Consider the following 25,474-nt stretch of genomic DNA (forward strand, 5'->3'; position numbering starts at 1 on the left):
GTCGCGCTGATCAGAGGGCGGCCCTCTCACCACTCATCCGGTACAGGCTCTCGTCCTGCACGGTGGCCGCCATGTCACGCGTCACCCGGTACGGGGCGAGCTCCGCACCGGGCCGCCCATCGCTGATCTCACCAGCCACCAACCGCCCGAGCAACGGGGCCAGATTGACGCCACTGTGGGTCACCACGCTGTAGAGTCCCGGGGCCGCCGGGCTGGTGCCGACCAGAGGGAGACCATCGGTGGGCACGGGGCGAACGCCGATCCGTGCCCCGGCCAGCCGTGCCGAGCGGAGCGCGGGAAGCAGGCGCTGGCCTTGCCGGTGCAGTCGCTCTTCGGGCGTGAGGCGGTCGCCCGGAGGGGGCGCTTGGAGCAGCAAGGCATCGATGGGCCAGGAGATCGAGCAGACGCGGTCGCCCGGCGCGGGCCGCAGATCCACCTCGGGCGTGGTGAGGATTACCTCCAGCCGAGCCTCGGGTACCGGGGTCGTCTCACCGACCAGGCCCGGCACGCGGTCCACCGGAAGGTGCACGCCCGCGAAACCGGCGATCCGGCCCGCGTCCGGGCCCGCGCAGTTCACCACCCAGTCGGCCTCCCAGTGACGCGCCTCGGTCCGCACGCCCCGGACCCGGCTGCCGTCGAGCGACAGACCGGTGGCCCGCAGGCCGTAGTGGATGTCCGCCCCGAGCAGGGCGGCCCGGTCGAGCAGCGACCGTACGAACAGAGGAGCGTCGTACCAGGCGGTTGCGTCGTGGACGACGATCTCCTCCGCCGAGCAGGCACCGGGGTCCACCGCGGGTGCCAGCTCGCGTAGCTCCGCCGGGTCCGCGATCCGGCAAGGGTGGCCCCAGGACCGCAGCCGGGTGGCTCGGTCCCGGAGCGACCGCTGTTCGGCCGCTGTGTCCGCCCACTGCACCGTGGGGGCGGCATGGCGCCACGAGGCGCCGCCCAGTTCCGCGGCGAGTTCGGCGTGGAGGGCGGCGCTGCGACGGTTGAACTCGTAGTAGCTGACGGGGGTCTTGAGGTGGGTGACGTCCATGGCGAAGGTCGCGCTGGACGTTCCCGCGGCCGGGCCGCCCGCTTCGATCACGGTGACGTCGGCGCCGGCCAGTGCCAGGTGGTAGGCGACGGAAGCGCCGATCACACCGGCGCCGAGGACGATGACACGGGACACGTGGTTTCCTTAACTGTTGGTCAGAGCCGGCCGGGTGTCAGCGGCGGAGAGTCGACGGACCGCGCTCAGCGGACCTTGCGGAGAAACGCCTGGGTGCGTTCCTGCCGCGGCGAGCCGAGGACAGCGTCGGGCGGACCCGACTCCACCACGACTCCGCCGTCCATGAAGGCCAGCGAGTCGCACACCTCTCGCGCGAAGCCCATCTCATGAGTGACAACGATCATGGTCATGCCGTCCCGGGCGAGTCCCCGCATCACATCGAGGACCTCGCCCACGAGCTCGGGATCGAGGGCGGAGGTGGGCTCGTCGAAGAGCATCAGCTCCGGTTCCATGGCCAGTGCCCGGGCGATGGCCACCCGCTGCTGCTGGCCTCCGGACAGCTGAGAGGGGTAGCTCTCGCACTTGTCCGCCAGGCCGACCCGGGTGAGGAGCCCCAGCGCCCGTGTCCTGGCGGTCTCCTTGCTCTCCTTGGCGACCCGCATGGGCGCTTCCATGACGTTCTGCAGCGCCGTCATATGGGGGAAGAGATTGAACCGCTGGAAAACCATCCCGATGCCACGGCGCTGCTCGGCCACCGCCTTGTCGGAGAGCTCGTGGATCCGCCCTCCGCGCTCCTCGTACCCGATCAGTCGGTCGCGCACGTACAGCCGGCCCGCGTCCACCCGCTCCAGATGGTTGACACAGCGCAGGAAGGTCGACTTGCCCGATCCGGACGGGCCCACGAGACAGAGCACCTCGCCCTGGGCCACCTGCAGATCGATGCCCTTCAGCACCTCCACATCCCCGAAGTTCTTGCGGACGCCCTCGGCCCTCACCACTGCCGTCATGACGAGCTCTCCTTCCGGAAGGCACGCTCGAGGTAGCGCTGGGCCACCGTGAGCACGGTGGTGGCGGCGAGGTACCAGATACAGGCGACCGTGAGCAGCGGAATCTGTGCGAAGTTGCGGGAGTAGATGCCCTGGACGGAGGTGAGCAGTTCGGGAACGGCGATCGCGAACACCAAAGAGGTGGTCTTGAGCATCGACACTGCCTGGTTGCCGGTAGGCGGGATGATCACCCGCATCGCCTGCGGCAGCACGATCCGCCGCATCGTCTGGCGTCGGGTCATCCCGAGCGCATGCGCGGCCTCGGTCTGTCCGTCGTCCACCGAGGAGATACCGGCGCGTACGATTTCGGCCATGTACGCGGCCTCATGCAGCCCGAGTCCGAGCACGGCCGCCGTCATCTGGGTGATGAGCTGGTTGGTGTCGGCCTCGACGAAGGTCGGACCCCACGGGATGCCCAGCCCCACCGTGGGAACGACGGCGGACAGGAAGTACCAGAACAACAGCTGGACGAGGAGCGGGGTGCCGCGGAAGACCCAGATGTAGAAGCCGCTGAGCGCCGACAGCAGCGGATTGGGCGACATCCGCAGGATCGCCAGAATCACGCCGCCCACGATCCCGATGGCCATGGCGAGCACCGTCAGCAGGGCGGTGGTCCGCAGCCCGTCGAGGACCGCGGGAGCGAAGAGGTACTCCCCCACCACGTCCCACTGCATACGCGGATTGGTCGCCCACCCCTGGACCAGGAAGACCACCAGGAAGACCATCACGGCGGACGCACACCACCGGCCGGGGTGGCGCAGCGGCACCGCCCGGATCGGCACGCCCGGGTCAGCCGGGCGCGCTGCCTTCCCGACGTCCTCTTTCAGCTCCTCGGTGGTGTACTGCGGCGACCGTCCGTTCATGAGGCACCGCCGTTGACCGTGGCGCGGTCCAGGGCTCCGGAGGACAGCTTCCACGTGCTGAGGATCTTCCGGTACGTGCCGTTGCGCATCAGCTCGCTCAGGGCGCCCTGGACGGCCTTGACCAACGAGGTGTCGTTCTTGTCGACCAGGATTCCGTAGGGCAGGTACCGGTAGGGCTTGCCCACCTTCTTCAGCTTCCCGGCGGACTCCCCGGCGTGATAGACGACGGTGGGGGTCCCGCCGACGAAAGCGTCCGCCCGCGAGGTGGACAGGGCCTGGATACAGCCGACCGTGTCGGGGAAGACCAGCGGCTTCACCGCCGACTTGCCCGCCTTGCGGCATCTGTCGGACTGGGTCTCGGCGTCGTCGACCTGGGCGGTGCCCTGCTCCACGGCGACGGACTTTCCGCACAGATCGCCGAGCGAGCCGATCTTTGTGGCGTCCTGCGCTTGCACCAGGATCGAGCTGCTGGTCTTGAAGTAGTCGACGAAGGTGATGTGCTCACGCCGCTCGGGCTTGTCCAGCATGGCCTGGATAGCGAGGTCGTAGCGGTGTGCGTGGACGCCCGCGATCAGGCTGTCGAAGCTGGTCTGGGAGAAGTCGACCTTGACGCCCAGCACCTCGCCGATGGCCTTCATCAGGTCCGGCTCCATGCCGATGACCGTTTTGTTGTCGCTGTCGAGGAAGACCAGCGGCGGGTAGTTGTTGCCCTGCGCGACGGCCAGCTTGCCGGACTTCTTGATCTTCGCGGGCAGCAGATCGTGCAGCCGCTGGTCCACCTTCTGCTTCGGGGCGGTGGCCTTCGACTCACCGTCCGTTGAGCTGCACGCCGTCGTGGCCATGAGCCCTACCAGGACGAGAGACAACAGCGCACGTCGAGCGGCCATGGGGACCCCTCTCCCATCGGGTTGGCTGGATTTGGTTCCCCACAATGTGCGGGACGCCCAACGTCGGCGCAAGGTCGTTCAGGATGAGCATTGGCGACCCTGCTGTTCAGCTGAGCTGATGCTTGGCGTTCTCCCTCGGGAACTTCCCGCCACGTCAGACGCGCTGGCCGCGGAATCAGCCGGGAAGAGCCAAGAAACAGACCATGGCGTTCATGAGTGTCTGACGTTAAGTTCAGACGATGCTGACCCCGACGCAGCTCCAGGCCCTTCGCGAGGTGGTGGCCACCGGCTCGCTCCGTACGGCTGCCAGAAAACTGGGATTCACGCCATCGGCCGTTTCCCAGCAGATCTCATCCATCGAGCGCGCGGTGGGCGTCCACCTCTTCGAGCGCACTCCGCGCAGCGTGCGCCCCACGCCCGCAGGCATCCAGCTGGCCCGCCGCGCCACCCGGTTGCTGGCGGATCTCGAGGCGGCGGAGGACGAGATGCGCTCCTTCGCCTCGGCCCAGCGCGGCCGACTCCACCTGGGCAGCTTCTGGTCCGCCGGTTTCAAGCTCGTCCCCGCGCTGCTCGCCACCTTCCTGCGGGACCGCCCCGACGTGGACATCCGCTACCAGGAAGGCGATCCGCCGGTCACGGTGCCCGCCGTGCTCGACGGACGGCTGGACCTCGCGGTCGTCTTCGAATACGGAACGGTGCCGCACAGCAGTTGGCAGAGCGACCTCGACCTGACGCTGCTCCTGGAGGAGCCGCTCTATCTGCTGCTGCCCACCGGCCACCGGCTGGCACACCGCAAGCGCGTGCAGATCAGCGAGCTGGCCGATGAGCGCTGGATCTGCTTCCTGGAGGACACGGATGCGGCCCGTTCCCTGTTCCGGATCTGCGCGGCCTCCGGCTTCCACCCCGATGTGCTCTTCCGCACCAACGACTACAACCTGCCGTTCGAGCTCGTCCGCAAGGGCCTGGGCATCGCGATCATCCCGGAGTTGGCCATGATCGAGTCCTCGGATGTGCATGTGATCCGGCTCGCCAACCCCTCCCACGTGCGGAGAGTGTCCGCGGTCCGCCGCGCCGCCGACCCGAACCCGCTGCTGGACCAGGCGATCGCCATGCTGTGCACGGCAGCCGACACCGTCGACCAGCGGTGGCTCCAGGCCGACCTTCCGGTGGCCCTCTGACCTGTGGGCGCCGGAAGTTATGCGGTCGTGCGCATACGGGCCCGGTCCCTGATCTCCTCCGGCAGCGCGTCGGCGGCCGGCAGCCGCGGCAGCAGGTCCGGTTCGAGTGGTCGCGCAGGGAACCCGCGGGCACGACACCTCCAGAACCACATCAGGCCCGATAAGCCAGCGCTCGCCGATCAGCGCGCCGTTGACGTTCAGGCCAACAGTGGTGACCGGGCCGTCAACGGGCCGCTTGTCGATGCCGGTCGCGCTGAGCCCCTTCCACGGGTTGGGCGGGGCTTGCCGACATTCACGGAGAGCAGCTTCAAGCCGGCGACACTACGGTCCGCCGCACACCGGGGCGAGGTGATTCCCCTGCCCCTGCGGGGGCGTGGGTGAGTCGGTCGGTCAGACCGTCAGACGCCCTCGGCCCCCTTGGTGGCGACCTCATCGCCGCGTGATGAGGCGTGGGGAACGAACAGCGGCATCTTGTGCAGCGGCGGAGGTTCTCCCGCCAGGCCGAGCCGCTGCCAGGCCAGCCGGGCCGACACCTTCAGCACCCGTCGCGCCCGCATGATGAGCAGAACGGCGAGAGGCAGCTCAACCAGCACGGCCGAGGCGGCGCTCGCCCACACATCGTCTTTCCCCCAGCTCAGGGAGACGTCGAACCAGGCATCGCAGAGGAGGAGCGTGGCTGCCACGAACGACAACGGGACCAGGGCCTGCCGTCTCAGCCACACCGCCACTCCCGCACCGACCAGTGTCACGAGCAGCATCACGTCGAAACCCACCCACACCATGGGCCAGTGTCGGGCCTCATAGTGTTCCGGCAGCGACACCGCCAGGTAGACGGTCCACGGCACGAGCACGAACACGCACAAGCCGAGCTGCCGCAGCACCCGCCGCCGGCGGCGGCGCAGCGTGGAGCCATCGAGTGAGAGGTGGCCGGACGTCGTACCGGCGGGGGCAGTGGGGTCGCGCTGCTCGCTCATCCTTGCCTGTTCCTGCTGCACACTGTCGACCCGCGGGGAAACGCGTCGACGTCCGGCTGCGCCGCGAAGACTGCTGACAGTCTCCCCATGGTACGGCGAGGTCGCCCGGGTTCCCGGCGTCGCCGATCGTCACCCAGCGTTGTCGCGCAGCGCACCGTCGATCTCGCCCAGCGCACGGACCAGCCGGGCATAGGCGTCGGCGTCCAGCGGGTCGACGAAGTGTTGCTGGACCACGCGGGCGTGGACGTGGGAGGCCTCGAGGAACACCGCGCGGCCCTGCTCGGTCGGTTCGACCAGAGCCACTCGACGGTCCTCGGGCGACGGCAGGCGGCGGACCAGGCCGGATGTCTCCATGCGGTCGATCAGGCGGGTGGTGCCGCTGCTGGTGAGCGTGAGGTCGTCGGCCAGGTGCCGCTGTGAGATCTGCTCGCCGGGCTGCCGGCAGAGCCGGATGAGCACCTCCAGCATCGTGTGGCTGATCCCGCACTCCCGCCGGACCGCGATGTCGATCCGCTGCTCCAGGCGGGTGGCGGATTTGATCAACAGCCCGAAGTCGCGCACGAGGGGGCTGTTCGCGGCGCGGGCGGCGGCTTCGGCGTTCTCTTGGTTCACGACGTTCACCCGCCTGACTTTACTGCCCCATCACCTACTGCCGTCTCAATTTCTGAGCAGTCAATTGCTGACTAGTCAGCGAAATCTTAGAGTGGACGCACCCCGCCGACGAGAGGAAGATCAGTGGACCTGCAGCAGTGGCTCGGCCGAGCCACCCACGCCATACAGGACTGGGCCGACACCTTCGGTGGCTACGAGCCCCACCCGTCGCTCCACGTCGACGACGACCGCTTCGCCGCAGCCTTCGAGGAGTTCACGGGCAGGCTGAAGGACAACTATCCCTTCTTCCACCCGCACTACGCGGGGCAGATGCTCAAACCCCCGCACCCCGCCGCCGTGGTCGGCTACCTCACCACCATGCTGATCAACCCCAACAACCACGCCCTGGACGGCGGCCCCGCCACCGCCCGTATGGAACGCGACGCCGTCTCCCGGCTGGCCGCCATGTTCGGCTACGACACCCACCTCGGCCACCTCACGACCAGCGGCACCATCGCCAACCTCGAGGCGCTTTTCGTCGCACGCGAACTCCACCCCGGTCAGGGCGTCGCCTACAGCGCGGACGCCCACTACACCCACGGCCGCATGTGCCACGTGCTGGGCGTGAAGGGCCACCCCGTGCGCACCGACGTCACCGGCCGCATGGACCTCGGCGCCCTGGAGGACCTCCTGCGCACCGGCGAGGTGGGCACCGTCGTCCTCACCACCGGCACCACCGGACTGGGCGCCGTGGACCCGGTGCACCGGGCGCTGCCCCTCGCCGAGCGCTACGGCGCCCGCGTCCACGTCGACGCCGCCTACGGCGGCTTCTTCACCCTGCTGGCCGGCGTCGAAGGCCCCGAAGGGCTCCCGCCCGAGCCCTGGCGGGCGATCGCGCGATGCGACTCGATCGTGGTCGATCCGCACAAGCACGGGCTCCAGCCCTACGGCTGCGGCGCCGTCCTCTTCCGCGACCCCGAGGTGGGCCGCTTCTACCTCCACGACTCGCCCTACACCTACTTCACCTCCGCCGAACTCCACCTCGGCGAGATCAGCCTGGAGTGCTCGCGCGCCGGCGCCTCCGCAGCCGCCCTGTGGCTCACCTTCCAGCTGCTCCCGCCCACCCCCGACGGACTCGGCCAGGTCCTCGCAGCCGGCCGACGCGCCGCGCTGAAGTGGACCGACCTGATCGCCGGGTCCGACCTCCTGGAGCTCTACCAGCAGCCCGAGCTGGACATCGTCAGCTACTTCCCGGTCGTCGAACCCGCCACCCTGGCCGGCGTCGACGCCGCCTCCGCCCGCATCCTGGCCGAGGGCATGGCGAGCGAGGACCCGGTGTTCCTCAGCACCCTCAAGGCCAACCGCGAGGATTTCACCGCCCGCCACCCCGAGATCGCCGCGGACGCCGACGGCGCCCGGATCCTCCGCAGCGTCCTGATGAAGCCGGAGTCCGAGCACCATGTCGGACACCTGCACACCCGGGTCGCACGGATCGCCCAGCTCCGGTAGGGAAGAACAACCCCCGGCCTCCCGGGAGCACGGCAACCCACCGCACACCGATCGGGTCAGCGCGCGAGCCGCCCCAGCAGCGAGGAGGCCGCCGTGATACCGGCCGCCGCGGCCAGCACCATGACGACGTAGTCGAGTGCGAGGTGGTCCGGGGTGCCGAGCAGCAGTCCGCGCAACGCGTCGACCTGGTAGCTCAGCGGATTGGCGGTGCTGACGGCCTGGAGCCAGCCGGGCATGAGCGCCACCGGATACAGCGCGTTGGAGCCGAAGAACAGCGGCATGGTGATGGCCTGCCCGATGCCCATCAGCCGGTCGCGGGTCAGCACGATCCCCGCGATGGTCATCGACAGGCAGGAGAAGAAGGCCGAGCCCAGGATCACCGCCACGGCCACCCCGAGCAGCCGCAGCGGATTCCAGGTCAGCGCCACCCCGAGCACCGCCGCGATGACGATCACCACCACCGCCTGGATCAGCGCCTTCACCCCGGCGGCGAAGGCCTTGCCGGTGATCAGGGCGGCTCGCGGGGTCGGGGTGACCAGCAGTTTGGTGAGGATCCCGGCGTCCCGCTCCCAGATGATCTGGATCCCGTAGAAGATGGCGATGAACATCGCGGACTGGGCGATGATGCCGGGCGCGAGATAGTCGATGTACGGCGTGCCGCCGGTCGGTATGGCCTTGAGCCGGGTGAAGGTCTCGCCGAAGATCAGCAGCCAGAGGGCGGGCTGGACGGCCCGGGTGTACAGCTCGGTGCGGTCGTGCCGCAGCTTCTGCAGCTCGACCACGCACATCGCGCCGACCCGGGCGGGCAGCATCCGCCAGCCGGTGCGGGCGTGCGGCGGGGTCAGCAGGGGATCGGGCCGGCCGTCCGGCACGGGCCCGGCGACCTCAGCCGACCCGGGACGCGGTGCGACGGGTGCTCCGGACATCGCGGAAGTCTCCTCCCTGCTCGTCGAGACCGCTGCCGGCGACGTCCCGGAAGACGTCCTCCAGAGTCGGCTTCGGGTCGGCCTCGCCCTCCGCCCGACGGCGGCCGGCCAACTCGGAGCGGAGCTCGTCGGGCGTTCCGAGGGCGCGGATCCGGCCGCGGTGCATCAGCGCGACCCGGTCGCAGTACTGGTCGGCCTCGTCCATGTAGTGCGTGGTGACCAGCACGGTCATCCCGGTGGCCGCCCGTACCGCGTTGATGTGCTCCCACACGCTGGTCCGGGCGATCGGGTCCAGGCCGATCGTCGGCTCGTCCAGCATCAGCAGCCGGGGCGCGCTGACCAGCGCCTGAGCCAGTTCGAGGCGGCGGACCATGCCGCCCGAGTACGTTTTGGCGAGCCGGTCGGCCGCCGAGGTGAGATCGACCGCCTCCAGCACCCGCGCCACGCGGTCGGCCCGCTCCCGGCGGGTGACGTCGAAGACGCGGGCGAACAGCTCCACGTTCTCCCGGCCGGTGAGCCCGGCGTCGGCGGACAGCTGCTGCGGTACGTAGCCCAGCAGCCGGCGGACCGCCATCCGCTCCTTCGCCGGGTCGTGCCCGAACACCCGCACCATGCCGGCGGGGACCGGCAGCAGGGTGGTGATGCAGCGGATCGCGGTGGTCTTGCCCGCTCCGTTGGGTCCGAGCAGCCCGAAGACCTCGCCCGCCCGGACCGACAGCTCCAGGTCGTCGACCGCCTTGGTCTCCCCGAACGCGTACCGCAGACCATCGCACACGAGCGCGGGCGGAGCGGTGCTTTCCGGGACGTCGGTCATAGCCCTTCCACCTCCTCATGAAGGTTCTCGGCCAGTTTGCGCAGTGCCGGAACGGCCGCGGCCAGCGCCGCCCGGTCGCTCTCGGACAGCCGCGCCACCTGCTCGCGGACCAGCGCGCCGCGCCGTGCCCGCCACTCCCCCAGCCGGGCCTCGGCGGCGGGGGTGGTCGTGAGCAGCGCTGAGCGCCGGTCCGCGGGGTCGGTGTCGCGGTGCAGATAGCCCGCCTTCACCAGCTGGTTGACCAGGGTGGAGACCGAGTTGCCCGCGAGGTAGAGCTCCTTGGCCGCAGCTGACACCCGGATCCCCGGTTGGGCCATGACCAGCCGCAACAGCTCCACTTGGGCACCCCGCAGCCGCGGCTGATTCATCCCGGCCCGCAGCCGCCGCCGGATCAGCCGCTGGACGCCGCCCAGCACATCGGCGAACGAGTCGGGGAACTCCTCTGTGGCCATGCCCCCCACTTTACCTCTCACTAAGAGGTAATCGTCGAGAGCATCGGCCCCACCGTGTGGGAGGAGGAAGGGCCGATGCCGGCCGAGTACAGGTCGAACGCGCTCAACGTCATCAGAGCACGGCCGGGCCGCGGTACTCGCTCATCGCGTCGATAAGCCAGCGCGCCAGGTAGTCGGCGAACGAGGAGCGCGGGAACAGGCGGTACGTCGGCGCGTCGTCGACCTGCCAGAGCAGCACCGCGACGGGGCCCACCGTGGTCGACACCGCTCGGCCGGGACCGAAGGCCCGGGGATGCAGGTCCAGCGGGCAGCCCTTCTCCAGCACCTGCCGGGCGGCCGGGCCGCTCAGCTCCAGCGTGGTGCGGTTCGCCGAGACGTCCACCACCGAGCCCGGGGCGCCGCCGAGTGCCTCCCGCAACTCGGCGGTCACCGCGGTCGCGTCGGTCTGGGACAGCACGAGCCATTCGTCGGGGCCGAGCCAGAGCACCGTATGGGGGCCGGACGCGGCTGTGTGGCCGCATGGGCGCGGGAGCGGTGCCCCCAGAGTCTTCTCGATGCGGTCGGCCGCTTCGGAAGCGGGATCGACGCGCAGGTTCACCATGGTGATGAACGGCCACTCGGTCAGCGCGACGCCGCGGGCGCCGGTGACGGCGGCGTCACGCATCCGCTCGGCCAGATGGGCCAGGGGGCTGGTGCGCAGTGCCACCGGGCCTGCGCCCGCGTCGATCGTCGGCTCAGCCATCTCGCTTGGTCCCTTCGGGGTCGTACAGGACGACGTCGGACACCTCGACGGGCACCAGAACCTCGCCCACCGGGGCGAGCAGGGTCTGGCCGATCCTTGCCCGCCCGTCGGCGACGAGGGCGAGGGCGAAGGGGCGGCCGAGGGCCGGGCTGTGGTAGCTGGAGGTGACGTGGCCGAGCATCGGCACCGGCCCGGCCCCGGGAGTGACGGGCACGTCCGGCGCGACGAGCTGGGTGCCCTCGGGCAGGCGGGTCCTGCGATCGCTCGGCAGCAGGCCGACCAGCTGCTTGCGGTCGGAGCGGGAGGTGTCGGCGCGGGAGAAGGACCGCTTTCCGATGAAGTCCTTCTGCTTGGAGACCACCCAGGACATGCCTGCGTCCTGCGGGGTGACGGTGCCGTCGGTGTCCTGGCCGACGATGATGTAACCCTTCTCGGCCCGCAGGACGTGCCGAATGGGCACGGATCTACCCGCTGATGGACGCGATCATGTCCGCCCCGTTCATTCCGGCGGTCAAGGCCGCCCTGGACGCGGCTGGCTTCCCCGTCGGAAGCCCCCGTGAGCCGGTGCTCGGCCTCGACGCCGCCACGACCGCCAGGATCTCCTCCCTGATCGAGGCGCTTCCCCAGCTGTCGGCGTCACGCTGACGAAGGGTGCGGCAGTCGTGAGGTTCCTCGACGAGCAGGACGTCCGTTCCGTGTCGCGAGCATCAACCCCGGGAACGCGGGCACGGGCCGGCCCACCGTCCACGCCGTGGTCGCCGTGCTCGACCCCTACACCGGCGTCCCCCTGGCCTTCATGGACGGCACAGCGGTCACCACGCTGCGCACAGCCGCCGCGAGCGCGGTCGCGGTCGAGGCACTGGCGCGGAAGGGAGCGGCCCGCCTCCTTGTACAGGGGCAGGCGCACATCGCGGCACTGCAGCGGAACGGGGCCCACGCCTGGAGCGGCATGTGGTCACCGCGCCCCTCCTCGCTCGACGCCTCCGTCGACCGCCTGCGCGAGCGGGGATTCGACGTCGAGCCGGTGGAGTCCCTGGACGACGCGATCGCCGGGGCGAACATCATCGTCTGCGCCACCTTGGCCACCGAACCACTGTTCTCCGCGCGCGAGCTCCGCCCCGGTGCCACCGTCGTCACGCTCGGATCCTTCGACCGGTACCGACGCGAGATCGGACCCGACGTCCTCCACGCCAGCCACCACGTCGTCGTCGATCACGAACCGACGGCGCGACAGAACTGCGGTCCGATCGTCGCCGCCCAGGCGGGGGCTGCGGCAGCGAAGCTGGAAGTCCTCGAACTCGGCGATGTCCTGACCGGCGCCGAGACCGGTCGCGGCAGCGACGACGAGATCGTGACATACATCAGCGCCGGCCTCGGCATTCAGGACGCGGCAGCGGCCTGGAGCATCCACCAGCGGGCCGAAGCACACGGCGTCAGCCGGAGTGCCGATTGGCCGGCCACGTCAGCGGAGTCGCCGGCCGTGGAAATCCGACCGATCGGCGTTCCAGGAGACCATCCACCGTCGCGCTGAGACCTCGACGCCGTCGTAGCCGGCCTCGGCCCGTCCCAGCCCACCTCATCCCACCTCGGCTCACCGCATACCGGCTGTTTCACACGACCACACCCAGGAGTCACTGATCATGAGCACCGCCGCCGGCCCCACGACAGCCACGGTTCGACGCGCAGCGGACGCGCCACCTCTGATCACCGCGGCCGACCTTCCTCCGGCCCGGCATCTCATCGACGGGAAGTTCCTCGACGGATCACCCGGTCGCGTCATCGACGTGGTCGACCCGAGCACGGAGAACGTCATCGCCCGGATTCCCGAGGGCACTGCCGAGGACATCGACCGGGCGGTCGCCGCCGCGGCAGCGGCCAAGGGCCAGTGGGCACGGCTGGTCCCCAAGGAGCGCTCGGAGCTGCTGCACGCCATCGCCGACCGGCTGGCCGAGAACACCGAGCTCCTGTCCAAGCTGGAGTCGGCGAACACCGGTAAGCCGCTCGCGGTGTCACGGGACGACGTCGGCATGACCATCGATACCTTCCGCTTCATGGCCGGTGCGTTGCGTGCGACCACCTCCATGGCCGCCGGCGACTACGCCGAGAACCACCTGTCGGTCATTCTGCGTGAACCGCTCGGGGTGATCCGGGAGTGGTGAACGTGGTCACCGGGTACGGCGCGGTCGCCGGTGCCCGGCTTGCCGAGCACCCGGACGTGGACATGATCGCCTTGACCGGTTCGGTCTCCAGCGGTCGCGCCGTCGCCCGGGCCGCTGCCGACAGCCTCAAGCGTGTGCACCTCGAACTTGGCGGCAAGGCGCCGGTCGTGATCTTCCCGGACGCCGATCTCGCGGCTGCCGCATCATCGCTGCGCGTCGCCGGCTTCTGGAACTCGGGCCAGGAATGTGGGGCCGCCTGCCGCGTACTCGTACACGAATCCGTTGCCGGGCGGTTCGTCGAGCAACTCGTGGGCGAGGTCCGGGCCCTGGTCGTCGGTGAGCCGACCTCCGGCGAGGACGTCGAGGTCGGCCCCATGGTCTCGAAGACCCACTTCGACCGCGTCACGGGGTACTTGGGGCATGCGAAGAACGAAGGCGTCCGAGTGGCGACGGGAGGCGGGGCCATCGACGGGCCCGGTTACTTCGTGGCCCCGACCGTGCTGGTCGACGTCCCCGAGGGGGCCGAAGTCGCCCGCGAGGAGATCTTCGGCCCTGTGGTCACGGTCGAGACCTTCGCCGACGAGGAGGAAGCGGTACGGCGAGCCAACGACGTCCCTCTCGGTCTGTCGGCATCGGTGTGGACCGAGAACGCTCGCCGCAGTCACGACATCGCCGCGCGTCTTGACTTCGGAACCGTCTGGATCAACGCGCATCTGGTGCTGGCCGGCGAAGTCCCCTGGGGTGGATTCAAGGGGTCCGGCTACGGCCGGGACCTGTCGATCTACGCGCTGGACGACTATTCGCGCACCAAGCACGTCATGCACAACCACGGGCGCTGATCCTGCCCTTCCTTCGCTACCGCGCCTACCACGTCGAAAAGGCCCGTGGAGGCGTCGGGTTGACCATGATCGGCGGCAGCGCTCTGGTCAGCCGTGACAGCGCACCCGCCTTCGGAAACCTGCAGCTCTGGAAGGACGAAGCGGAGCCTTGGCTGCGTCGGCTCGCCGACGAGGTCCACGAGCAGGGCGCAGCCGTCATGGCTCAGCTCACGCACCTCGGCCACCGCACGGGCAATTACACCGACAACTGGCTCCCGGTCTGGAAGCGTCCCGTGTCCTCGCGAAACGCGGTCACGACGTGCGTCTCTTCGAGGCCGGCGACAAGGTGGGCGGACAGCTGCTGCTGGCCTCACTGGCCCCTCGCCGCCGCGATCTTCGCGGAATCATCGACTGGAGAACCGACGAGCTCGCCCGCCTGGGCGTTCCGATCTCGTTGAACACCTACATCGACAGCCAGACGCTGCTCGATCAGTCATGGGACGTCGTGATCGTGGCGACTGGCGGCACTCCCGCGCCACCCCGCATTCCCGGGGCTGGTCTGGTCCATGACACCTGGGACGTACTCGCCGGGGCGCGGCGGCTGCGGGGGCATGTGATGGTCTACGACGACCATGGCGGCAACCAGGCGCTCGACACGGTGGAGGCCCTCGTCCGAGGAGGCGCCACCGTCGAGATCGTCACGCCTGAGCGAACGCTCTCACCCGACGTCGGCTCGCTCACGGCGTCCGGTCACGTCAACTCATTGGCGGAGAACCGTGTCGCGGTCACTGTCCTTCGACGGCTGCAGGGGGTCACCAAGACTCCAGGGGGCTTGGAGGTGGAACTCGGTGTCGACGGCTTCGAGTTCCGCGAGCACCGCACTTTCAATGCCGTCGTGGCCGAGATGGGCACCGATCCAGTCCGGGAGCTCTACGACGAGCTGCTCGATGCCTCGACCAATCTGGGGGCCGTCGACTGGGCGGAACTGCTGGCTCGCAAACCCCAGACGGTGGTGCGCGATGAAGACGGTTCCTTCCAGCTGTTCCGCATAGGGGACGCGGTGGCAAGCAGGAATGTCCATGCCGCGATGCTGGATGCGGCCCGCCTCTGCCGAACGATCTGAAACCAGTCGGTGGGCGACGGGTTGGGCTGACCCGGGTCCCGATCAGCCCCGCCGGCCGACCACCGGCTCGCCCTGCCAGAGCCAGACGGAAGGCCGCTCCCGGCGGCTACGCACGGGAGCCGAGCTTCTTGCGGTTGCGGACGGGCCGGACGCGGGGGCCTTCCCGGCCCGATGCGGGGCACACAGATCGCCTTCAGGACGGGCTCGCACTGCGGGAAGTCGCCACGCTGCCCGGCAGTGATCGCGATCGGGCCCGGCAGACGGTGGAGTCGACGTTCATGTCCCAGGTGATCAGGCCCTTCGCGTCAGCCTGGGCCTGGGGCTGCGTGAGGATACGGGCCCAGGTCCCGTCCCGCTGCCAGCGGCGGAACAGGTCGTACACCCGGCGCCAGGGCGTGCTAGCCCTTGGCGTTGATGAGCTGGAAGCTGTATCCGGTGACGCGGACGCGCTTGCCGGAGGGCGGAACGACGGCCATGGTCAGCAGCGAGTCGGAGCGGGTCAGGATGGTGGAGGTGGTCCTGCCGTCCAGGTAGATATCCGTGACCGCGGGCATGTTATCGATGCGCATGACGGATTCGCACTGCAGACCATCGGTCTTCGGCCAGTTCACGTAGTCGACGCCGAAGTCGTACAGGGCCACGGCGCCACCGTCGGCAGTCTTGAGCCCGTACACCGTCTCGGCCGCGGTCCGGCCCGGATTGTATTTACCGTCGACGCAGCCGTCAGGGAAGTCGGCGCGATTCGTGTATTCCTTCTTCCAGTCCTTCACAGCCGCGGTGTCCGCGAACGTGCTGCCCGCGTTCTTGCCGCCGGTCACATAGAAGTCCTGGGACCATCCGCGCAGATCGTCGAGCTTGGTCTTCCCCACCGTGTCCGACGCCTTGAGCACGGAGGCGAACCCGTCGCCGTCCCGCTGGATCTCCGGCAATTTGTCGTCCAGCTCACCGACGGCCACCGCCTTCCAGGCAGCTCCCTCACCGCCCTTGACGTGTTTGAAGGCGATCAGCCGCCGGCGGTCCTTGGCAATGTTCTTGCCGGTGACCCGGGTGTCGGCCCAGAAGACGCTCTCGGAGCCCTTGCGGGGAATGTAGAAGTGGGCGCCCTTGACCGGGTAGTAAAAGGGAACCTCGTAGGACGCCTGTTCCTTCTTCGGCAGAGCAGTGAACTGGGTGAACGTCGCTTGACTCTGCTGCAGCAGCGCGCCGCTTTCCACCTCGGCTATCTTCTTCGGATCCTGTGCGGCGTTGGCCTGGTTGTTGACCTTCGCGTAGTTCAGCAGGACTCCCTGCGCCGACTTGAGCGAGATAACACCGGCTGACGGAGACGACTCGCCCTTGGCGCCTTTACTGGAAGAGTCTGCTCCGCCTCCGCCTCCGCTTCCGTCTCCCCCTCCGGATCCGGAGGTGGAGCAGGCGGTAAGCACGAGGGCGAGCGCGGCTGAGGATACAACCGTTCGCCCAAATCCGGATATGTGGTGGTGCATGTTCGAGTCCTCTGCCATGGTTTCAGCTCGGTGATCGTCACAGGCTAACGGACCGATTCCCTCCGCATATCGGGAGGTGCGAGTGGCAGGCCATGCTCAGCAGCCCAGGCGCGCAGTGCGGCATCGGCTTCCTCGCGGGACAGCGAGCCGCGGTCGAGGTGGAGTTGCTGGAGGTGGCGGATGGCCGCCCCTATCGCCCGGCCCTGGGGTATGCCGAGCAGCGCGATGATTTCCTTGCCGTCGAGGGCCACCGGGACCCCGGGCAGCCGCTCGTACGTGGCACGCTCGGCCACGGCACGCTCCTCGCGCTCGCGTTCGGCCTGCCTCTTCGCGTACCACTCGTCGTAGTCGGCCGCGTCGTACGCCTTCAGAGCGGCCCAGCGCCAGTCCTCCTCGTCCCGTCCTTGACCGAGACCCACTTCCACAAACAGATCTCGGTGGTCCGGTGCGCCGGGACACCGGCCCGCCACAAGGCGGCGGTCTGATGCCCGTCGCCGCCCCAGAAGTTCGCTTCCACATGGGCGACCGGTCCACCCTGTGAGAGGTCGCGCAGTGTCCGCGGCAGCTCGCCGCGGAGCCCGGTGGGCAGCATCAGCAGCCCCATGCGTTGTGCGAGCGGGGCGACCACCGCCCCCGGCACTCCTTCGGCCCAGCTTCGCAAGCGGTCGAAGTCGCTTATGACAGCGTCGAGTCGGTACGACATCTGGGCACGGTACCCGCGTTCCTGTGGCGCACCAGACCCAGAGTTGATGCCCTTGATCGAGGCACACACCGCCGAACGTGTCCTGCGCGACGCCGACGCCTACCTCAGGTTCCTCACCACCCAGCCCGAGGTCAGCGCCGGACCGGTCGCGGTGACCGGCTACTGCGTAGGCGGCCTCCTGGCGATGCGCACCGCCGCGGCCCACCCCGGCCAGGTGGCAGCCGTCGCCGGATTTTACGGCCCCGTGGGCGCCGACGGGCCCGACAGCCTGCACCGCCTCACCGCCCAGGTCCACCTCGGCCACGCCGAAACCGACATGACGCCCGAGGCCCTCGGCGAGCTCAACCAGGCCTTGGATGCCGCAGGTGTCCGCTACGCCTCCGAGATCTACCCCGGCACCGAACACGGCTTCACCATGTCCGACACCGACGCCTTCAACCCCTCCGGGCCGAAGCGCCACTGGGACCGCCTGCTCCCCCTCCTCGACCGCACCCCGGCCAACAGCTGAGGCTCCGGCTCTACTGGATGTCGCCTACTGGATGCTGGGCGGCAGCAGTGAGGCGGAGAGAGTCATCGATGAGACTTATGGTCGGTGCATCGACAGACCGGAGATCCAAGCCGCGCCAGAAGCGCGGACAGGCAGTCGCCAGGTTCGCCACGCGCGCACGGCCCAGAACGGGTACGCGCGCAGCGCCCCGGATCCCGTTGCCGTCGGACGGACTGGCGGCATCCGGGGTGAGGAGGGCTTCCAGTGAGGCGATACCGCCCCTTTGGGCCGCGGCGACGAAGGCTTCCAGCAGGCGTCGGTGTTCCTCCGTGTCCACGCTCTCAGTACACATGCCGCGCGCTCCGGGGGCTCAGCTTCCCCAGCACGAGCAGCAGAGCCAGCTCCAGGGCCTCCGCCCGCTGCGCGCCCACCTCCGGGTCCGAGCTCGTGTCTATGGGATACCGAAAAGCCGTGGCCGGAGCTGTGCAAATTTGCTACCGGGGCGGTTGGGAGCCGTATTCGGCAATCCCACCGGATAACCTCGCACAGGAATGGAGGGGGGCCCAGTGCGAATGAGCGGCGTCCGACAGCAGGAAGCCCGCGGAGCAGCCGTGCCGAGCGCTACGGGCCGGGCGGCCGACACCCCGCCCGCGAACGGACGCCGAACGGCGGCGTACGCCGCACCCGGCAAGCCGTGAGGTGGCCGCGAGCCCGCCACGGGGCCGCCTGGGCGATACCGGCGGCGCTGGCCATCGACGCGATCGGCACCGGGCTCTATCTCCCGCTGTCCATGGTCTACTTCCTCACCGTGACCGACCTGTCGGAGTCCGGCGTCGGCCTGCTGCTGACCGCCGCCACCGCCTGCTCGCTCCTGCTGCCGCTGCTCGTCGGGCGGCTCGTCGACCGCATCGGGCCGCGGCCGGTGGTGATCGCGGGGCAGTTGTTGCAGGCGGCCGGGTTCTTCCTGTATCTGGGCGTGGCCGGTCCTGTGTCGCTGTTCCTCGCGGCGATGGTCGAGGCGGTGGGGCTGCGGGTGTACTGGTCGTCGGTCTTCGCGCTGATCGCCGAGCAGGCGGACGGGGAGGACAGGGACCAGTGGTTCGCCCGGGCGGGCATGATCCGGGCGGCAGGCACCGGCGCGGGCACGGTCCTCGCGGGCGGGCTGCTCGCGCTCGGCTCACAGCACGCGTACCGGGGAATGGTGCTGGCGGATGCGTTCTCCTTCCTCGTCGCGGCGGTGACCGTCGCGCTGTTCGTACGCGGTGCGCGGCGGCCGGCCGGCAGACCTGACGGGGAATCCTCGGACGGCGGGGTACGGGAATTGCTGCGCAACCGGCCGTATCTGTGGCTGATCGGCGTGAACGTCCTGTTCAACATCTGCACGGTCTTCCTCGCCGTGGCGCTGCCCGTCTACATGATCCGCGGGCTGCACGTGCCGGGCTGGGCGGTCGGCGCCTTCCTCACGATCACCACGGCGGTCGTGGCCACCTGTACGGCCGAGGTCACCCGCCGCTCCCGACGCCGCACCACCCGGGGCGGCGCGATGGCCTGGGGCGGCCGGCTGTGGGCGGCCTGGTGCGCAGCCGCCGCCATGGCGGTGCTGCTGCCGCGGGGCCCGCTGCTGGTCGGCTACCTGGCGCTGGTGATGCTGCTGTGGGCGACGGCGGAGATGCTGCACGGACCGGCCTCCAACGCGCTCTCCGCGGAAGCGGCGCCGGAGGGGAGGCGAGGGACCTACCTGGCGGCGTTCCAGTACTCGTTCGCGACCGCGGACATGGTGACGCCCGCCCTGTTCGGCGTCCTGTACGGCGTGAACCGCGTGCTGCCGTGGGTGGCCGTGGGCTGCCTGGCGCTCACGGCGAGCGTGGCGATCCGGCCTCTGGAACGGCGCTTGACGGACGACGGAGCGGCCAGAGGCTCCACTGCACGCACTGCCGGTGCGACGCCGGCGAGACGGACATCGGCCGCTGACCGCAATTGAGCCCACCGGCTGCGGTGAGCCGCGCCCGGGAGTCGCCCCTGAAAATGGGTTGGCTGCGATGGCGCCCGGGCTGATAGCGTCCGGGCGACCGTGAAACCGCGCGAGGAGGTGAGACCCATGAACGCTGTATCGATGTGGGTGCTCCCCCTGTTCGTCACGGTCGGGCGATTGACGTAGGTGTCGCCGGGAGCGCCTCAACAAGGCAATCCCGAAAGGCAACATCCTATGTATTCTGCGCATTTCACTGCGGAGACATCGTCGAACGGTGTCCGCGAACGCGACTTCACGGTGGGTGAGGTCCCCGGTGTGCTCTGGTCGCCCGCATCCGGCTCCGATGGTGCGCCCCTGGTGCTGATGGGTCACAGCGGCGGCCTGCACAAGAGGGCACCGGGAATCCTGGCCCGTGCACACCACTATGTGACCAGCTATGGGTTCACCGTCGCCGCCATCGACGCGCCCGGACACGGCGACCGGCCGCGAAACGCGGAGGACGCACAGTGGGTCGCCGCTCTCCTGCAGGCTCGGGCGGCGGGCGAGCCGATCGGTCCGATCATCGCCGACTTCAACTCCTCACTGGCGGAGCGTGCCGTGCCGGAATGGCAGGCGACCCTGGACGCCCTCCAGGCGCTGTCCGAGATCGGCACCGAGGCGCCGATCGGCTACGGCGGCATGACGTTGGGCACCGCGACCGGGCTGCTGTTGACGGCGATCGAGCCCCGGATCACCGCCGCGGCCTTCGGCGGGGTCTTCGTGTATGAGGCCCTGATCGAGGCGGCGGGGCGGATCACCATCCCGATCGAGTTGCTGCTCCCGTGGGACGACGAGGAAATCGACCGCCAATCCGGTCTCGCGTTGTTCGACGCCTTCGCCTCGAAGGAGAAGACATTGCACGCCCACCCGGGCAGGCATAACCAGGTGCCCAGGTTCGAGATCGACAATTCGGCCCGGTTCTTCCTCCGGCATCTCGGCCGGACCGTCACGTCACCGGCCTGATGTGACAGGTATCGGCGGCCGGCCGCCGACCGGCCGCCGATACCACGGTGGCTACCGCCCCAGCGCCGAGGACAGCCGAGCGGCGGGGCGGGTCCCCGTCGAGGAAGCCGAGGAGTTCGTCGAGGCTCGGTCCCGTGGCGGGGCCCTGCCGGGTGACCGCGAAGGCGGCCGCGGCGTTGGCGCCCTGTGCGGCGGCTATCGGGTCCAGCCCGTGGCCGAGGAGGGCCAGGAAGGCGCCCGTATGGGCGTCGCCCGCGCCGTTGCTGTCGACCGCGGTCACGCGGCGGCCGGGGAGGTGCACTGGCTCGCCCCCGGGCGGGCCCAGCCAGCAGTCGGCCGCGTCGGCCCGCAGGAGCACCCCGGTGCGGGGGCCGAGCGCAGCGGCGAGTGCCGCCGCGGCCTCGTGGACGTCGGCCAGGCCGGTCAGCAGCCTTCCCTCGCGCTGGTTGCAGCTGACCCGGTCGCAGCGCTCCAGGACGGGTGCCAGCACTTCCTGCGGTATCTGGTCGGCCAGGGGACCCGGGTCGAGGCAGACGCGAGTGTGCTCCGGCAGCCGCGCGACGAGCGAGGCCAGGATCGGGCCGTTGACTGGATAGGCGAGCCCGTATCCGGAGATCTGCACCATGTCGCCTGGGCGCAGCGCGGCGAGCACAGCCGTGGCGTCGGCCTCGGTCAGCCGGGCCTCCGCGCCGAGGCTGGTGGCGAAGGTGCGCTCGCCTCCGTTGTCGACGAAGGCCACGCAGAATCCGGTGTCCGCCTCCGCCACCTGGTCCAGCACCGTCTCGATGCCCTCCCGGGCGAGGTCCGCCCGCACCCGGTCGGCGAACGGCCCTGTGCCGTGGGCGCCCGCGTACAGGGCCGGCAGGCCCAGGCGGCGGGCGGCGGTGAGGACGTTGAATCCGCCGCCTGTGGTGAGGGCGGTGTCCTGGGAGACGGTGTCGCCGCCGCGTTCGGGCAGTGCGGGTACGCGCATCACCAGGTCGACGATGGCGTTGCCGAGCAGGACCAGCCGACCGCCCGCGGGCTCGCCGGGGACGCCGTCCCGGCCGCTTGCGAGACCGCTCGTCAGCCCGCTCATGAGATCTCCCCGGCGGCCGGAGCGGACAGGACCTGCTGCTGGGGACGCTGTCCGGCGGCCTCTTGGCGGACGGTGCCGTCCAGCCTGCGCAGGAGCGCACAGACGGCGGCCGCGAGAGTCAGCGTCACGACCCACCCCAGCCCGTTGGAGCCGATTCAGCTGTGTGCGAGCGGCCCGGAGAACCACACATCGGTCGCGCTGGTGCTCGCCTCCGTGAAGAGCAGGCCCACCACGATGGCCGTCGCCCAGGCGATCATCGCGGCCCAGGCGACCCCGCCCCGGAACCAGTAGCGGCTGGAGCGCCCGACGTCCATCAGGGCCGCACTGTCATAGGACCGGCGGGCCATGAGGTCGACGGCGAAGGCGGCCGTGGTGGTGTTGATGGTCTCCCAGCCGAGCCGGCTCATCCAGGTGACCAGCGTGGGGCCCGCGTTGCCACGGACCCCGAACACCGCCCGGGACAGCGTGAGGGCGGGCGCACCGCCGCGCTTGCCGGCGATGCTGAGCGCGCCCACCAGGGCGAAGGAGCCGAAGGACCCGAGCACGGCCACGACGGCCGCCTGCCACATGTTCAGGCCGCGGAAGCTGACCAGAGCCGCACCGAGCGGCAGGCCGAGGATGCTGATGTTCGCGGCGAATCAGGTCCAGAACATCTGTCCTCGTTGGCCGTGGCGCTCGGTGTCCGGAACCGGCTCGATGCCGCGGGTCTCCACGGAGCCGACACGGGCGTCCTCTGAAGCCGCCATGGTGGTACCTGTCTTTCTGTACGGGGGGCGCTCCGGTGCGGGTGGAGGGGCGGGCGTGTGTTCACCCGGATTGGCCGACGCGCAGCACGAGCAGGGCGGTGGCCAGCGGTTCCAGGTCGAGGCCGTTGACCGAGCGCAGGGTGGCGAGGGCCTCGGCGGGCAGTCCCGAGGCCCCGCTGATGGCACCGGCGATGGCGCCCGCGATGGCGCCGATGGTGTCGCAGTCACCACCGAGGTTGGCGGCCAGCAGACAGGCCCGCCAGGGGGAGCCCTCGGCGAGGGCCAGTACGGCGAAGGCCGCGGGGACCGACTCCTGGCTGGCGACGCTGGTGCCGACCAGGTCGCAGACGCGGTCCAGGGCCTGGTCCTCGGGCAGGCCGCGGACCAGGTCCACGGCCCAGCCGATGCGGGCGGCGATATCGGCGCCGGCGCCCCAGTGGCCCCGCTCGGCGCCGGCCGCGGCCGCCGCGGCCGCCGCGATCGCCTCGGCGCAGCTGGAAGCGGCTGGGGTCCAGCAGGCTGGTCACCTGCTCGACGATCCGGCCATCCGCCCCCCGGCTGACCCGGCAGGTGCTGAGCCAGACCTCTCCAGCCGGGCGGCGGAGCAGTGTCGCCTCTTCGGCGGCCAGTGGCCTCACGGACGCCCACTCGTCGCCGTGCGTGGCCCGCGGTCCGGCCGCGGCCAGGGTCTTGGTCAGGGAGTCGTCGAGGAGCCCGCCGACCGGGACGTCGGCCAGCGCGGGGACCAGCGGAACCCTGCTGCGCTCCAGCGACACGGGAGTGCCCTCCGGCAGCACGCGCAACCGGTCCAGTGCCATGAACTCGGCGGATCAGCCCCTGCTTGCTGAGCTCGTCCAATGCTTGGCGGACCGTGGTCCGGCTGACCGCGAAGCGCCGGGTGAGCGCGTGTTCGCCGGGCAGCCTGCTGCCCGGCTCCAGAACACCGCTGTGGATCTCACGGGCCAGCACGCGGGCGACGCGCTGATGCTTGAGGACCTGTTCAGGCATGTCTGGGAGCTAGCCATTCATGTCCAGTCCTGTCTGGTACCAGTTTCCTCCCCGCTGATCCACGCGCACCGGCCGCGGAATCAGTTGTAGCCGAAGCCGGGCGGCAGTGGCCGGTTCAGGAAGAGGCCCAAGGGGAAGGCCTCGGCGAGCACGCGGTAGCCGTCGGGGTTGAAGTGCAGATGGTCACCCACGTCGAGGTCCGGGCGGAGGCGGCGGGAATCGTCCTTGTCCCGTACCGCCTTGTCCAGGTCCACGACCGCGTCAAAGCGTCCGCTGGTACGTATCCAGTCGTTGACCTGCTGTCGTGTCGCTTCGCGGTGGCCCGCCGCGTCGTCGTAATTGCTGTTGCCGCCGAACGGCGTGATGGTGGCACCGTAGACACGGATCCCCTGCGTGTGGGCGCGCATGATGATCTGGTCGTAGGCGGCGATGAGCCGGTCCGCGACGTCCTGCTGAGCCTCGGGAGTGGCAGGGGCGGTCCCGATGTCGTTGACGCCTTCGAAGACGACCAGAGAGGTGACGCCGGGCTGCGCCAGCACATCGCGGTCCACGCGGGAGAGGCCGTTCGGGCCCAATCCGTCGTTGAGAACCCGGTTTCCGCCGGCCGCCTGGTTCAGCACCGCGGTGTCGGCCGTCCTGCGGTCCGCGCGCAGACGTGTCGTCAGCCGGTCTGTCCAACGGTCGTTCTGATTGGTGGTGGAGCCCCTCCCGTCGGTGAGCGAGTCGCCCAGCACGGCGGTGGCCCGGGTACGCGCCGGCGACCACACCTCGACACCGCTCAGGAAGTACCAGTGGTCGACCGAGGTGGCCCCCTCCAGGTCCGTGGCCCCGACGTGGTTTCCGCGCACCATGTACGAGGTGGTGCGGGAACCGGGATGGGAGGTGATGGCCGTCGTCTGCTGGCCCGTGGCAAGGTACGTCGTCACAGTGAGGTTCGAGCCCGCCGGCAGCGTGAAGTCCAGGGGATCGGAGACCACCTGAGCGCCCGTCGGCACTGTCGTCGAGGCACGGCCGTGGAAGGTGACCGGCCGGGACGTGCCCGGTCTGATCGCGCTCACACCGGCCCGGTCGTCCACGGGCAGGGCTACCGAGACGCCGGTGATGGGCAGCGGCGCACCGCCGAAGGCATTGGAGAAGCGGAGCCGCAGGTGGCTGCCGCCCACCGAGACGTGTACGGTCTGCCGGAGTGTGCTGTCGGCAAAGACGGTGCCGTCCTGGGTGTAGGGCGCGGGCGGCATGTTTCCCGGCTCGGTCAGCTGGGGCATGGCAGCCCAGGTTCCCACCCAGTGTGTGCCCGCGGGCGGCGCGCCTGTGCTTCCCTCGGCCGATGCGGTGCGCGCCGTGCCTCTCTCGGCTCCCTGGGCGCCGGACACCAACATCACCATGGGCACGACGGCGGCGAGCCCGGCCGCCGTCAGCAGACCGAGTCTTCGAGTGATCTTTCGCACGGACCATCCATTCCACGCGGGGATACAGGACACATGACCATCGGCGGTGGTGCGGTGGCCGCGATGGTTTCGACGCACCCCACTCTTCCCACCGATGGCCCGCGGTACACGGTCCCCGACGTCGCCGCGCTGGCCCGGGGCGAGTACCGCCAGGTCTACGACGGCCGCGCCACGACCGCGCATGTCGCGTTCATCGACGAGATTCTCAAGTGCTCCACGGCGGCAACGAACTGCCCAGTGGAGAGGATTCGGCCGCGATCTACGCTGCTCCATCGAGCTGGCCGCATGACAGCAGGCCGTGGCCGAAGCCGTCCCCGCCGTGGACGTCCCCGAGGTGATCGTAGCGACAACCTCCGCTCCATCGAGGACCTCACCGACGTCCACGCCGCCGCCGACCTCTTCCGCGTGATCTGACCCCGAGACGGGCCGCGCCGAGGCGATCGCGCACGGCCGGACGGTGGACACCTCCGGGC

29 protein-coding genes and 6 pseudogenes are annotated in these 25,474 nt (G+C 70.0%); 12 read left to right on the forward strand and 23 right to left on the reverse strand.

The annotated features are described in order from the left end of the window. Positions 1 to 10 precede the first annotated feature (10 nt). The 4 genes from PV419_RS04705 to PV419_RS04720 form a co-directional block, all read right to left on the reverse strand. Positions 11 to 1,171, reverse strand: coding sequence for an FAD-binding oxidoreductase (locus PV419_RS04705; RefSeq protein WP_319686390.1), 1,161 nt, complete (start codon positions 1,169 to 1,171; stop codon positions 11 to 13). A gap of 65 nt (positions 1,172 to 1,236) precedes the next feature. Beyond that, entirely contained in the window at positions 1,237 to 1,998 is a 762-nt protein-coding gene (locus PV419_RS04710) for an amino acid ABC transporter ATP-binding protein (RefSeq protein WP_319686391.1), read from the reverse strand. Beyond that, positions 1,995 to 2,900: an amino acid ABC transporter permease gene (locus PV419_RS04715; RefSeq protein ID WP_319686392.1), complete on the reverse strand. Its 906-nt coding sequence runs from the start codon at positions 2,898 to 2,900 to the stop codon at positions 1,995 to 1,997. Before PV419_RS04715 ends, PV419_RS04710 begins: the two co-directional genes overlap by 4 nt. After that, the gene (locus tag PV419_RS04720) at positions 2,897 to 3,787 is read right to left on the reverse strand and encodes an ABC transporter substrate-binding protein (protein WP_319686393.1); all 891 of its coding nucleotides are present in this window, start codon (positions 3,785 to 3,787) and stop codon (positions 2,897 to 2,899) included. Before PV419_RS04720 ends, PV419_RS04715 begins: the two co-directional genes overlap by 4 nt. A 239-nt stretch (positions 3,788 to 4,026) precedes the next feature. On the opposite strand from PV419_RS04720, the gene PV419_RS04725 reads away from it, so the two are divergent. After that, positions 4,027 to 4,965, forward strand: a complete 939-nt coding sequence (locus PV419_RS04725; RefSeq protein ID WP_319686394.1) for a LysR family transcriptional regulator — start codon at positions 4,027 to 4,029, stop codon at positions 4,963 to 4,965. Between the two features lie 108 nt (positions 4,966 to 5,073). On the opposite strand, the pseudogene PV419_RS04730 reads toward PV419_RS04725, so the two are convergent. The 3 genes and pseudogenes from PV419_RS04730 to PV419_RS04740 all read right to left on the reverse strand — a co-directional run. Continuing rightward, positions 5,074 to 5,276: pseudogene (locus PV419_RS04730) on the reverse strand (MOSC domain-containing protein); the annotation flags it as partial. A gap of 87 nt (positions 5,277 to 5,363) precedes the next feature. Continuing rightward, complete coding sequence (locus PV419_RS04735; protein ID WP_319686395.1) at positions 5,364 to 5,939, reverse strand: hypothetical protein; 576 nt, start codon at positions 5,937 to 5,939, stop codon at positions 5,364 to 5,366. Positions 5,940 to 6,068: 129 nt separating this feature from the next. Next, on the reverse strand, positions 6,069 to 6,560 hold the full coding sequence (locus PV419_RS04740; RefSeq protein WP_319686396.1) for a MarR family winged helix-turn-helix transcriptional regulator: 492 nt from the start codon (positions 6,558 to 6,560) through the stop codon (positions 6,069 to 6,071). A 114-nt stretch (positions 6,561 to 6,674) separates the two neighbouring features. Here PV419_RS04740 and PV419_RS04745 point away from each other — a divergent pair, with 114 nt between their 5' ends. After that, complete coding sequence (locus PV419_RS04745) at positions 6,675 to 8,039, forward strand: pyridoxal phosphate-dependent decarboxylase family protein (RefSeq protein ID WP_319686397.1); 1,365 nt, start codon at positions 6,675 to 6,677, stop codon at positions 8,037 to 8,039. Positions 8,040 to 8,095: 56 nt separating this feature from the next. Here PV419_RS04745 and PV419_RS04750 read toward each other — a convergent pair whose 3' ends face one another. From PV419_RS04750 to PV419_RS04775, 6 genes and pseudogenes are all read right to left on the reverse strand, one after another. Continuing rightward, complete coding sequence (locus PV419_RS04750) at positions 8,096 to 8,965, reverse strand: ABC transporter permease (RefSeq protein WP_319686398.1); 870 nt, start codon at positions 8,963 to 8,965, stop codon at positions 8,096 to 8,098. Further along, positions 8,925 to 9,779 carry an ABC transporter ATP-binding protein gene (locus tag PV419_RS04755; RefSeq protein WP_319686399.1) on the reverse strand — a complete coding sequence of 285 codons (855 nt, stop codon included), beginning with the start codon at positions 9,777 to 9,779 and terminating at the stop codon, positions 8,925 to 8,927. The genes PV419_RS04750 and PV419_RS04755 overlap by 41 nt, the downstream gene beginning before the upstream one ends. After that, a complete protein-coding gene (locus PV419_RS04760) occupies positions 9,776 to 10,231 on the reverse strand; it encodes a MarR family winged helix-turn-helix transcriptional regulator (RefSeq protein ID WP_319686400.1) in 456 nt (151 codons plus the stop codon). The genes PV419_RS04755 and PV419_RS04760 overlap by 4 nt, the downstream gene beginning before the upstream one ends. 20 nt (positions 10,232 to 10,251) lie before the next feature. Further along, positions 10,252 to 10,344: a serine dehydratase beta chain gene (locus PV419_RS04765; protein ID WP_319686401.1), complete on the reverse strand. Its 93-nt coding sequence runs from the start codon at positions 10,342 to 10,344 to the stop codon at positions 10,252 to 10,254. Next, positions 10,344 to 10,973: a sarcosine oxidase subunit gamma gene (locus PV419_RS04770; protein ID WP_319686402.1), complete on the reverse strand. Its 630-nt coding sequence runs from the start codon at positions 10,971 to 10,973 to the stop codon at positions 10,344 to 10,346. Before PV419_RS04770 ends, PV419_RS04765 begins: the two co-directional genes overlap by 1 nt. Beyond that, positions 10,966 to 11,421, reverse strand: a pseudogene (locus tag PV419_RS04775) (glycine cleavage T C-terminal barrel domain-containing protein); the annotation flags it as partial. The gene PV419_RS04770 and the pseudogene PV419_RS04775, both read right to left, overlap by 8 nt. Before the next feature lie 38 nt (positions 11,422 to 11,459). Between PV419_RS04775 and PV419_RS04780 the strand changes: the two are divergent. The 6 genes from PV419_RS04780 (at position 11,460) to PV419_RS04805 (ending at position 15,073) form a co-directional block, all read left to right on the forward strand. Beyond that, entirely contained in the window at positions 11,460 to 11,618 is a 159-nt protein-coding gene (locus tag PV419_RS04780; protein ID WP_319686403.1) for a hypothetical protein, read from the forward strand. 61 nt (positions 11,619 to 11,679) lie between these two features. Then, positions 11,680 to 12,504, forward strand: a complete 825-nt coding sequence (locus PV419_RS04785) for an ornithine cyclodeaminase family protein (RefSeq protein ID WP_319686724.1) — start codon at positions 11,680 to 11,682, stop codon at positions 12,502 to 12,504. Positions 12,505 to 12,613: 109 nt separating this feature from the next. Then, positions 12,614 to 13,132, forward strand: coding sequence for an aldehyde dehydrogenase family protein (locus tag PV419_RS04790; protein WP_319686404.1), 519 nt, complete (start codon positions 12,614 to 12,616; stop codon positions 13,130 to 13,132). Then, positions 13,129 to 13,971 (forward strand): aldehyde dehydrogenase family protein, encoded by an 843-nt coding sequence (locus PV419_RS04795; protein ID WP_319686405.1) that lies wholly within the window; start codon positions 13,129 to 13,131, stop codon positions 13,969 to 13,971. The genes PV419_RS04790 and PV419_RS04795 overlap by 4 nt, the downstream gene beginning before the upstream one ends. A gap of 2 nt (positions 13,972 to 13,973) precedes the next feature. After that, entirely contained in the window at positions 13,974 to 14,408 is a 435-nt protein-coding gene (locus PV419_RS04800) for a hypothetical protein (protein ID WP_319686725.1), read from the forward strand. After that, complete coding sequence (locus PV419_RS04805) at positions 14,297 to 15,073, forward strand: hypothetical protein (RefSeq protein ID WP_319686406.1); 777 nt, start codon at positions 14,297 to 14,299, stop codon at positions 15,071 to 15,073. Before PV419_RS04800 ends, PV419_RS04805 begins: the two co-directional genes overlap by 112 nt. Before the next feature lie 398 nt (positions 15,074 to 15,471). On the opposite strand, the gene PV419_RS04815 is transcribed toward PV419_RS04805, so the two are convergent. The 3 genes from PV419_RS04815 to PV419_RS04825 are packed head-to-tail and all read right to left on the reverse strand — an operon-like array spanning position 15,472 to position 17,260. Further along, entirely contained in the window at positions 15,472 to 16,575 is a 1,104-nt protein-coding gene (locus tag PV419_RS04815) for a hypothetical protein (protein ID WP_319686407.1), read from the reverse strand. Between the two features lie 26 nt (positions 16,576 to 16,601). Then, a complete protein-coding gene (locus PV419_RS04820) occupies positions 16,602 to 16,976 on the reverse strand; it encodes a hypothetical protein (RefSeq protein WP_319686408.1) in 375 nt (124 codons plus the stop codon). Further along, positions 16,925 to 17,260 carry a hypothetical protein gene (locus PV419_RS04825; protein WP_319686409.1) on the reverse strand — a complete coding sequence of 112 codons (336 nt, stop codon included), beginning with the start codon at positions 17,258 to 17,260 and terminating at the stop codon, positions 16,925 to 16,927. The genes PV419_RS04820 and PV419_RS04825 overlap by 52 nt, the downstream gene beginning before the upstream one ends. A 40-nt stretch (positions 17,261 to 17,300) precedes the next feature. Between PV419_RS04825 and PV419_RS04830 the strand changes: the two are divergent. Continuing rightward, positions 17,301 to 17,768: pseudogene (locus PV419_RS04830) on the forward strand (dienelactone hydrolase family protein); the annotation flags it as partial. Positions 17,769 to 17,778: 10 nt separating this feature from the next. Here the strand turns inward: PV419_RS04830 and PV419_RS04835 are convergent. Further along, on the reverse strand, positions 17,779 to 18,084 hold the full coding sequence (locus PV419_RS04835; protein ID WP_319686410.1) for a hypothetical protein: 306 nt from the start codon (positions 18,082 to 18,084) through the stop codon (positions 17,779 to 17,781). 357 nt (positions 18,085 to 18,441) lie between these two features. Between PV419_RS04835 and PV419_RS04840 the strand changes: the two genes are divergently transcribed. Beyond that, positions 18,442 to 19,728 carry an MFS transporter gene (locus PV419_RS04840; RefSeq protein WP_319686411.1) on the forward strand — a complete coding sequence of 429 codons (1,287 nt, stop codon included), beginning with the start codon at positions 18,442 to 18,444 and terminating at the stop codon, positions 19,726 to 19,728. 225 nt (positions 19,729 to 19,953) lie between these two features. Next, entirely contained in the window at positions 19,954 to 20,721 is a 768-nt protein-coding gene (locus PV419_RS04845) for an alpha/beta hydrolase (protein ID WP_319686412.1), read from the forward strand. Here PV419_RS04845 and PV419_RS04850 read toward each other — a convergent pair. From PV419_RS04850 to PV419_RS04870, 6 genes and pseudogenes are all read right to left on the reverse strand, one after another. Beyond that, on the reverse strand, positions 20,705 to 21,799 hold the full coding sequence (locus tag PV419_RS04850; RefSeq protein WP_319686413.1) for a PfkB family carbohydrate kinase: 1,095 nt from the start codon (positions 21,797 to 21,799) through the stop codon (positions 20,705 to 20,707). The genes PV419_RS04845 and PV419_RS04850 overlap by 17 nt on opposite strands. After that, positions 21,796 to 21,927 carry a hypothetical protein gene (locus tag PV419_RS53150; RefSeq protein ID WP_415925227.1) on the reverse strand — a complete coding sequence of 44 codons (132 nt, stop codon included), beginning with the start codon at positions 21,925 to 21,927 and terminating at the stop codon, positions 21,796 to 21,798. Before PV419_RS53150 ends, PV419_RS04850 begins: the two co-directional genes overlap by 4 nt. A gap of 27 nt (positions 21,928 to 21,954) precedes the next feature. Beyond that, complete coding sequence (locus tag PV419_RS53155; RefSeq protein ID WP_415925237.1) at positions 21,955 to 22,425, reverse strand: cytosine permease; 471 nt, start codon at positions 22,423 to 22,425, stop codon at positions 21,955 to 21,957. 181 nt (positions 22,426 to 22,606) lie between these two features. Next, positions 22,607 to 23,023 (reverse strand): annotated as a pseudogene (locus PV419_RS04860) (ADP-ribosylglycohydrolase family protein); the annotation flags it as partial. Positions 23,024 to 23,027: 4 nt separating this feature from the next. Then, positions 23,028 to 23,553, reverse strand: a pseudogene (locus PV419_RS04865) (GntR family transcriptional regulator); the annotation flags it as partial. An 80-nt stretch (positions 23,554 to 23,633) separates the two neighbouring features. Continuing rightward, positions 23,634 to 24,938 (reverse strand): SGNH/GDSL hydrolase family protein, encoded by a 1,305-nt coding sequence (locus tag PV419_RS04870; protein ID WP_319686726.1) that lies wholly within the window; start codon positions 24,936 to 24,938, stop codon positions 23,634 to 23,636. A 180-nt stretch (positions 24,939 to 25,118) separates the two neighbouring features. On the opposite strand from PV419_RS04870, the pseudogene PV419_RS53160 reads away from it, so the two are divergent. Next, positions 25,119 to 25,232, forward strand: a pseudogene (locus PV419_RS53160) (ATPase); the annotation flags it as partial. Between the last annotated feature and the right edge of the window lie 242 nt (positions 25,233 to 25,474).

Source organism: Streptomyces sp. ME19-01-6 (assembly GCF_033793745.1).
In the GTDB taxonomy this organism is placed as follows: domain Bacteria; phylum Actinomycetota; class Actinomycetes; order Streptomycetales; family Streptomycetaceae; genus Streptomyces.

Excerpts from the sequence above, each read along its gene's own strand:
- PV419_RS04710 (WP_319686391.1), bottom strand. The coding sequence starts at position 1,998 with ATGACGGCAGTGGTGAGGGCCGAGGGCGTCCGCAAGAACTTCGGGGAT.
- PV419_RS04715 (WP_319686392.1), bottom strand. The coding sequence starts at position 2,900 with ATGAACGGACGGTCGCCGCAGTACACCACCGAGGAGCTGAAAGAGGAC.
- PV419_RS04720 (WP_319686393.1), bottom strand. The coding sequence starts at position 3,787 with ATGGCCGCTCGACGTGCGCTGTTGTCTCTCGTCCTGGTAGGGCTCATG.
- PV419_RS04725 (WP_319686394.1), top strand. The coding sequence starts at position 4,027 with ATGCTGACCCCGACGCAGCTCCAGGCCCTTCGCGAGGTGGTGGCCACC.
- PV419_RS04735 (WP_319686395.1), bottom strand. The coding sequence starts at position 5,939 with ATGAGCGAGCAGCGCGACCCCACTGCCCCCGCCGGTACGACGTCCGGC.
- PV419_RS04750 (WP_319686398.1), bottom strand. The coding sequence starts at position 8,965 with ATGTCCGGAGCACCCGTCGCACCGCGTCCCGGGTCGGCTGAGGTCGCC.
- PV419_RS04755 (WP_319686399.1), bottom strand. The coding sequence starts at position 9,779 with ATGACCGACGTCCCGGAAAGCACCGCTCCGCCCGCGCTCGTGTGCGAT.
- PV419_RS04760 (WP_319686400.1), bottom strand. The coding sequence starts at position 10,231 with ATGGCCACAGAGGAGTTCCCCGACTCGTTCGCCGATGTGCTGGGCGGC.
- PV419_RS04765 (WP_319686401.1), bottom strand. The coding sequence starts at position 10,344 with ATGACGTTGAGCGCGTTCGACCTGTACTCGGCCGGCATCGGCCCTTCC.
- PV419_RS04770 (WP_319686402.1), bottom strand. The coding sequence starts at position 10,973 with ATGGCTGAGCCGACGATCGACGCGGGCGCAGGCCCGGTGGCACTGCGC.
- PV419_RS04780 (WP_319686403.1), top strand. The coding sequence starts at position 11,460 with ATGTCCGCCCCGTTCATTCCGGCGGTCAAGGCCGCCCTGGACGCGGCT.
- PV419_RS04790 (WP_319686404.1), top strand. The coding sequence starts at position 12,614 with ATGAGCACCGCCGCCGGCCCCACGACAGCCACGGTTCGACGCGCAGCG.
- PV419_RS04815 (WP_319686407.1), bottom strand. The coding sequence starts at position 16,575 with ATGGCAGAGGACTCGAACATGCACCACCACATATCCGGATTTGGGCGA.
- PV419_RS04825 (WP_319686409.1), bottom strand. The coding sequence starts at position 17,260 with ATGTCGTACCGACTCGACGCTGTCATAAGCGACTTCGACCGCTTGCGA.
- PV419_RS04845 (WP_319686412.1), top strand. The coding sequence starts at position 19,954 with ATGTATTCTGCGCATTTCACTGCGGAGACATCGTCGAACGGTGTCCGC.
- PV419_RS04850 (WP_319686413.1), bottom strand. The coding sequence starts at position 21,799 with ATGAGCGGGCTGACGAGCGGTCTCGCAAGCGGCCGGGACGGCGTCCCC.
- PV419_RS04870 (WP_319686726.1), bottom strand. The coding sequence starts at position 24,938 with ATGGTGATGTTGGTGTCCGGCGCCCAGGGAGCCGAGAGAGGCACGGCG.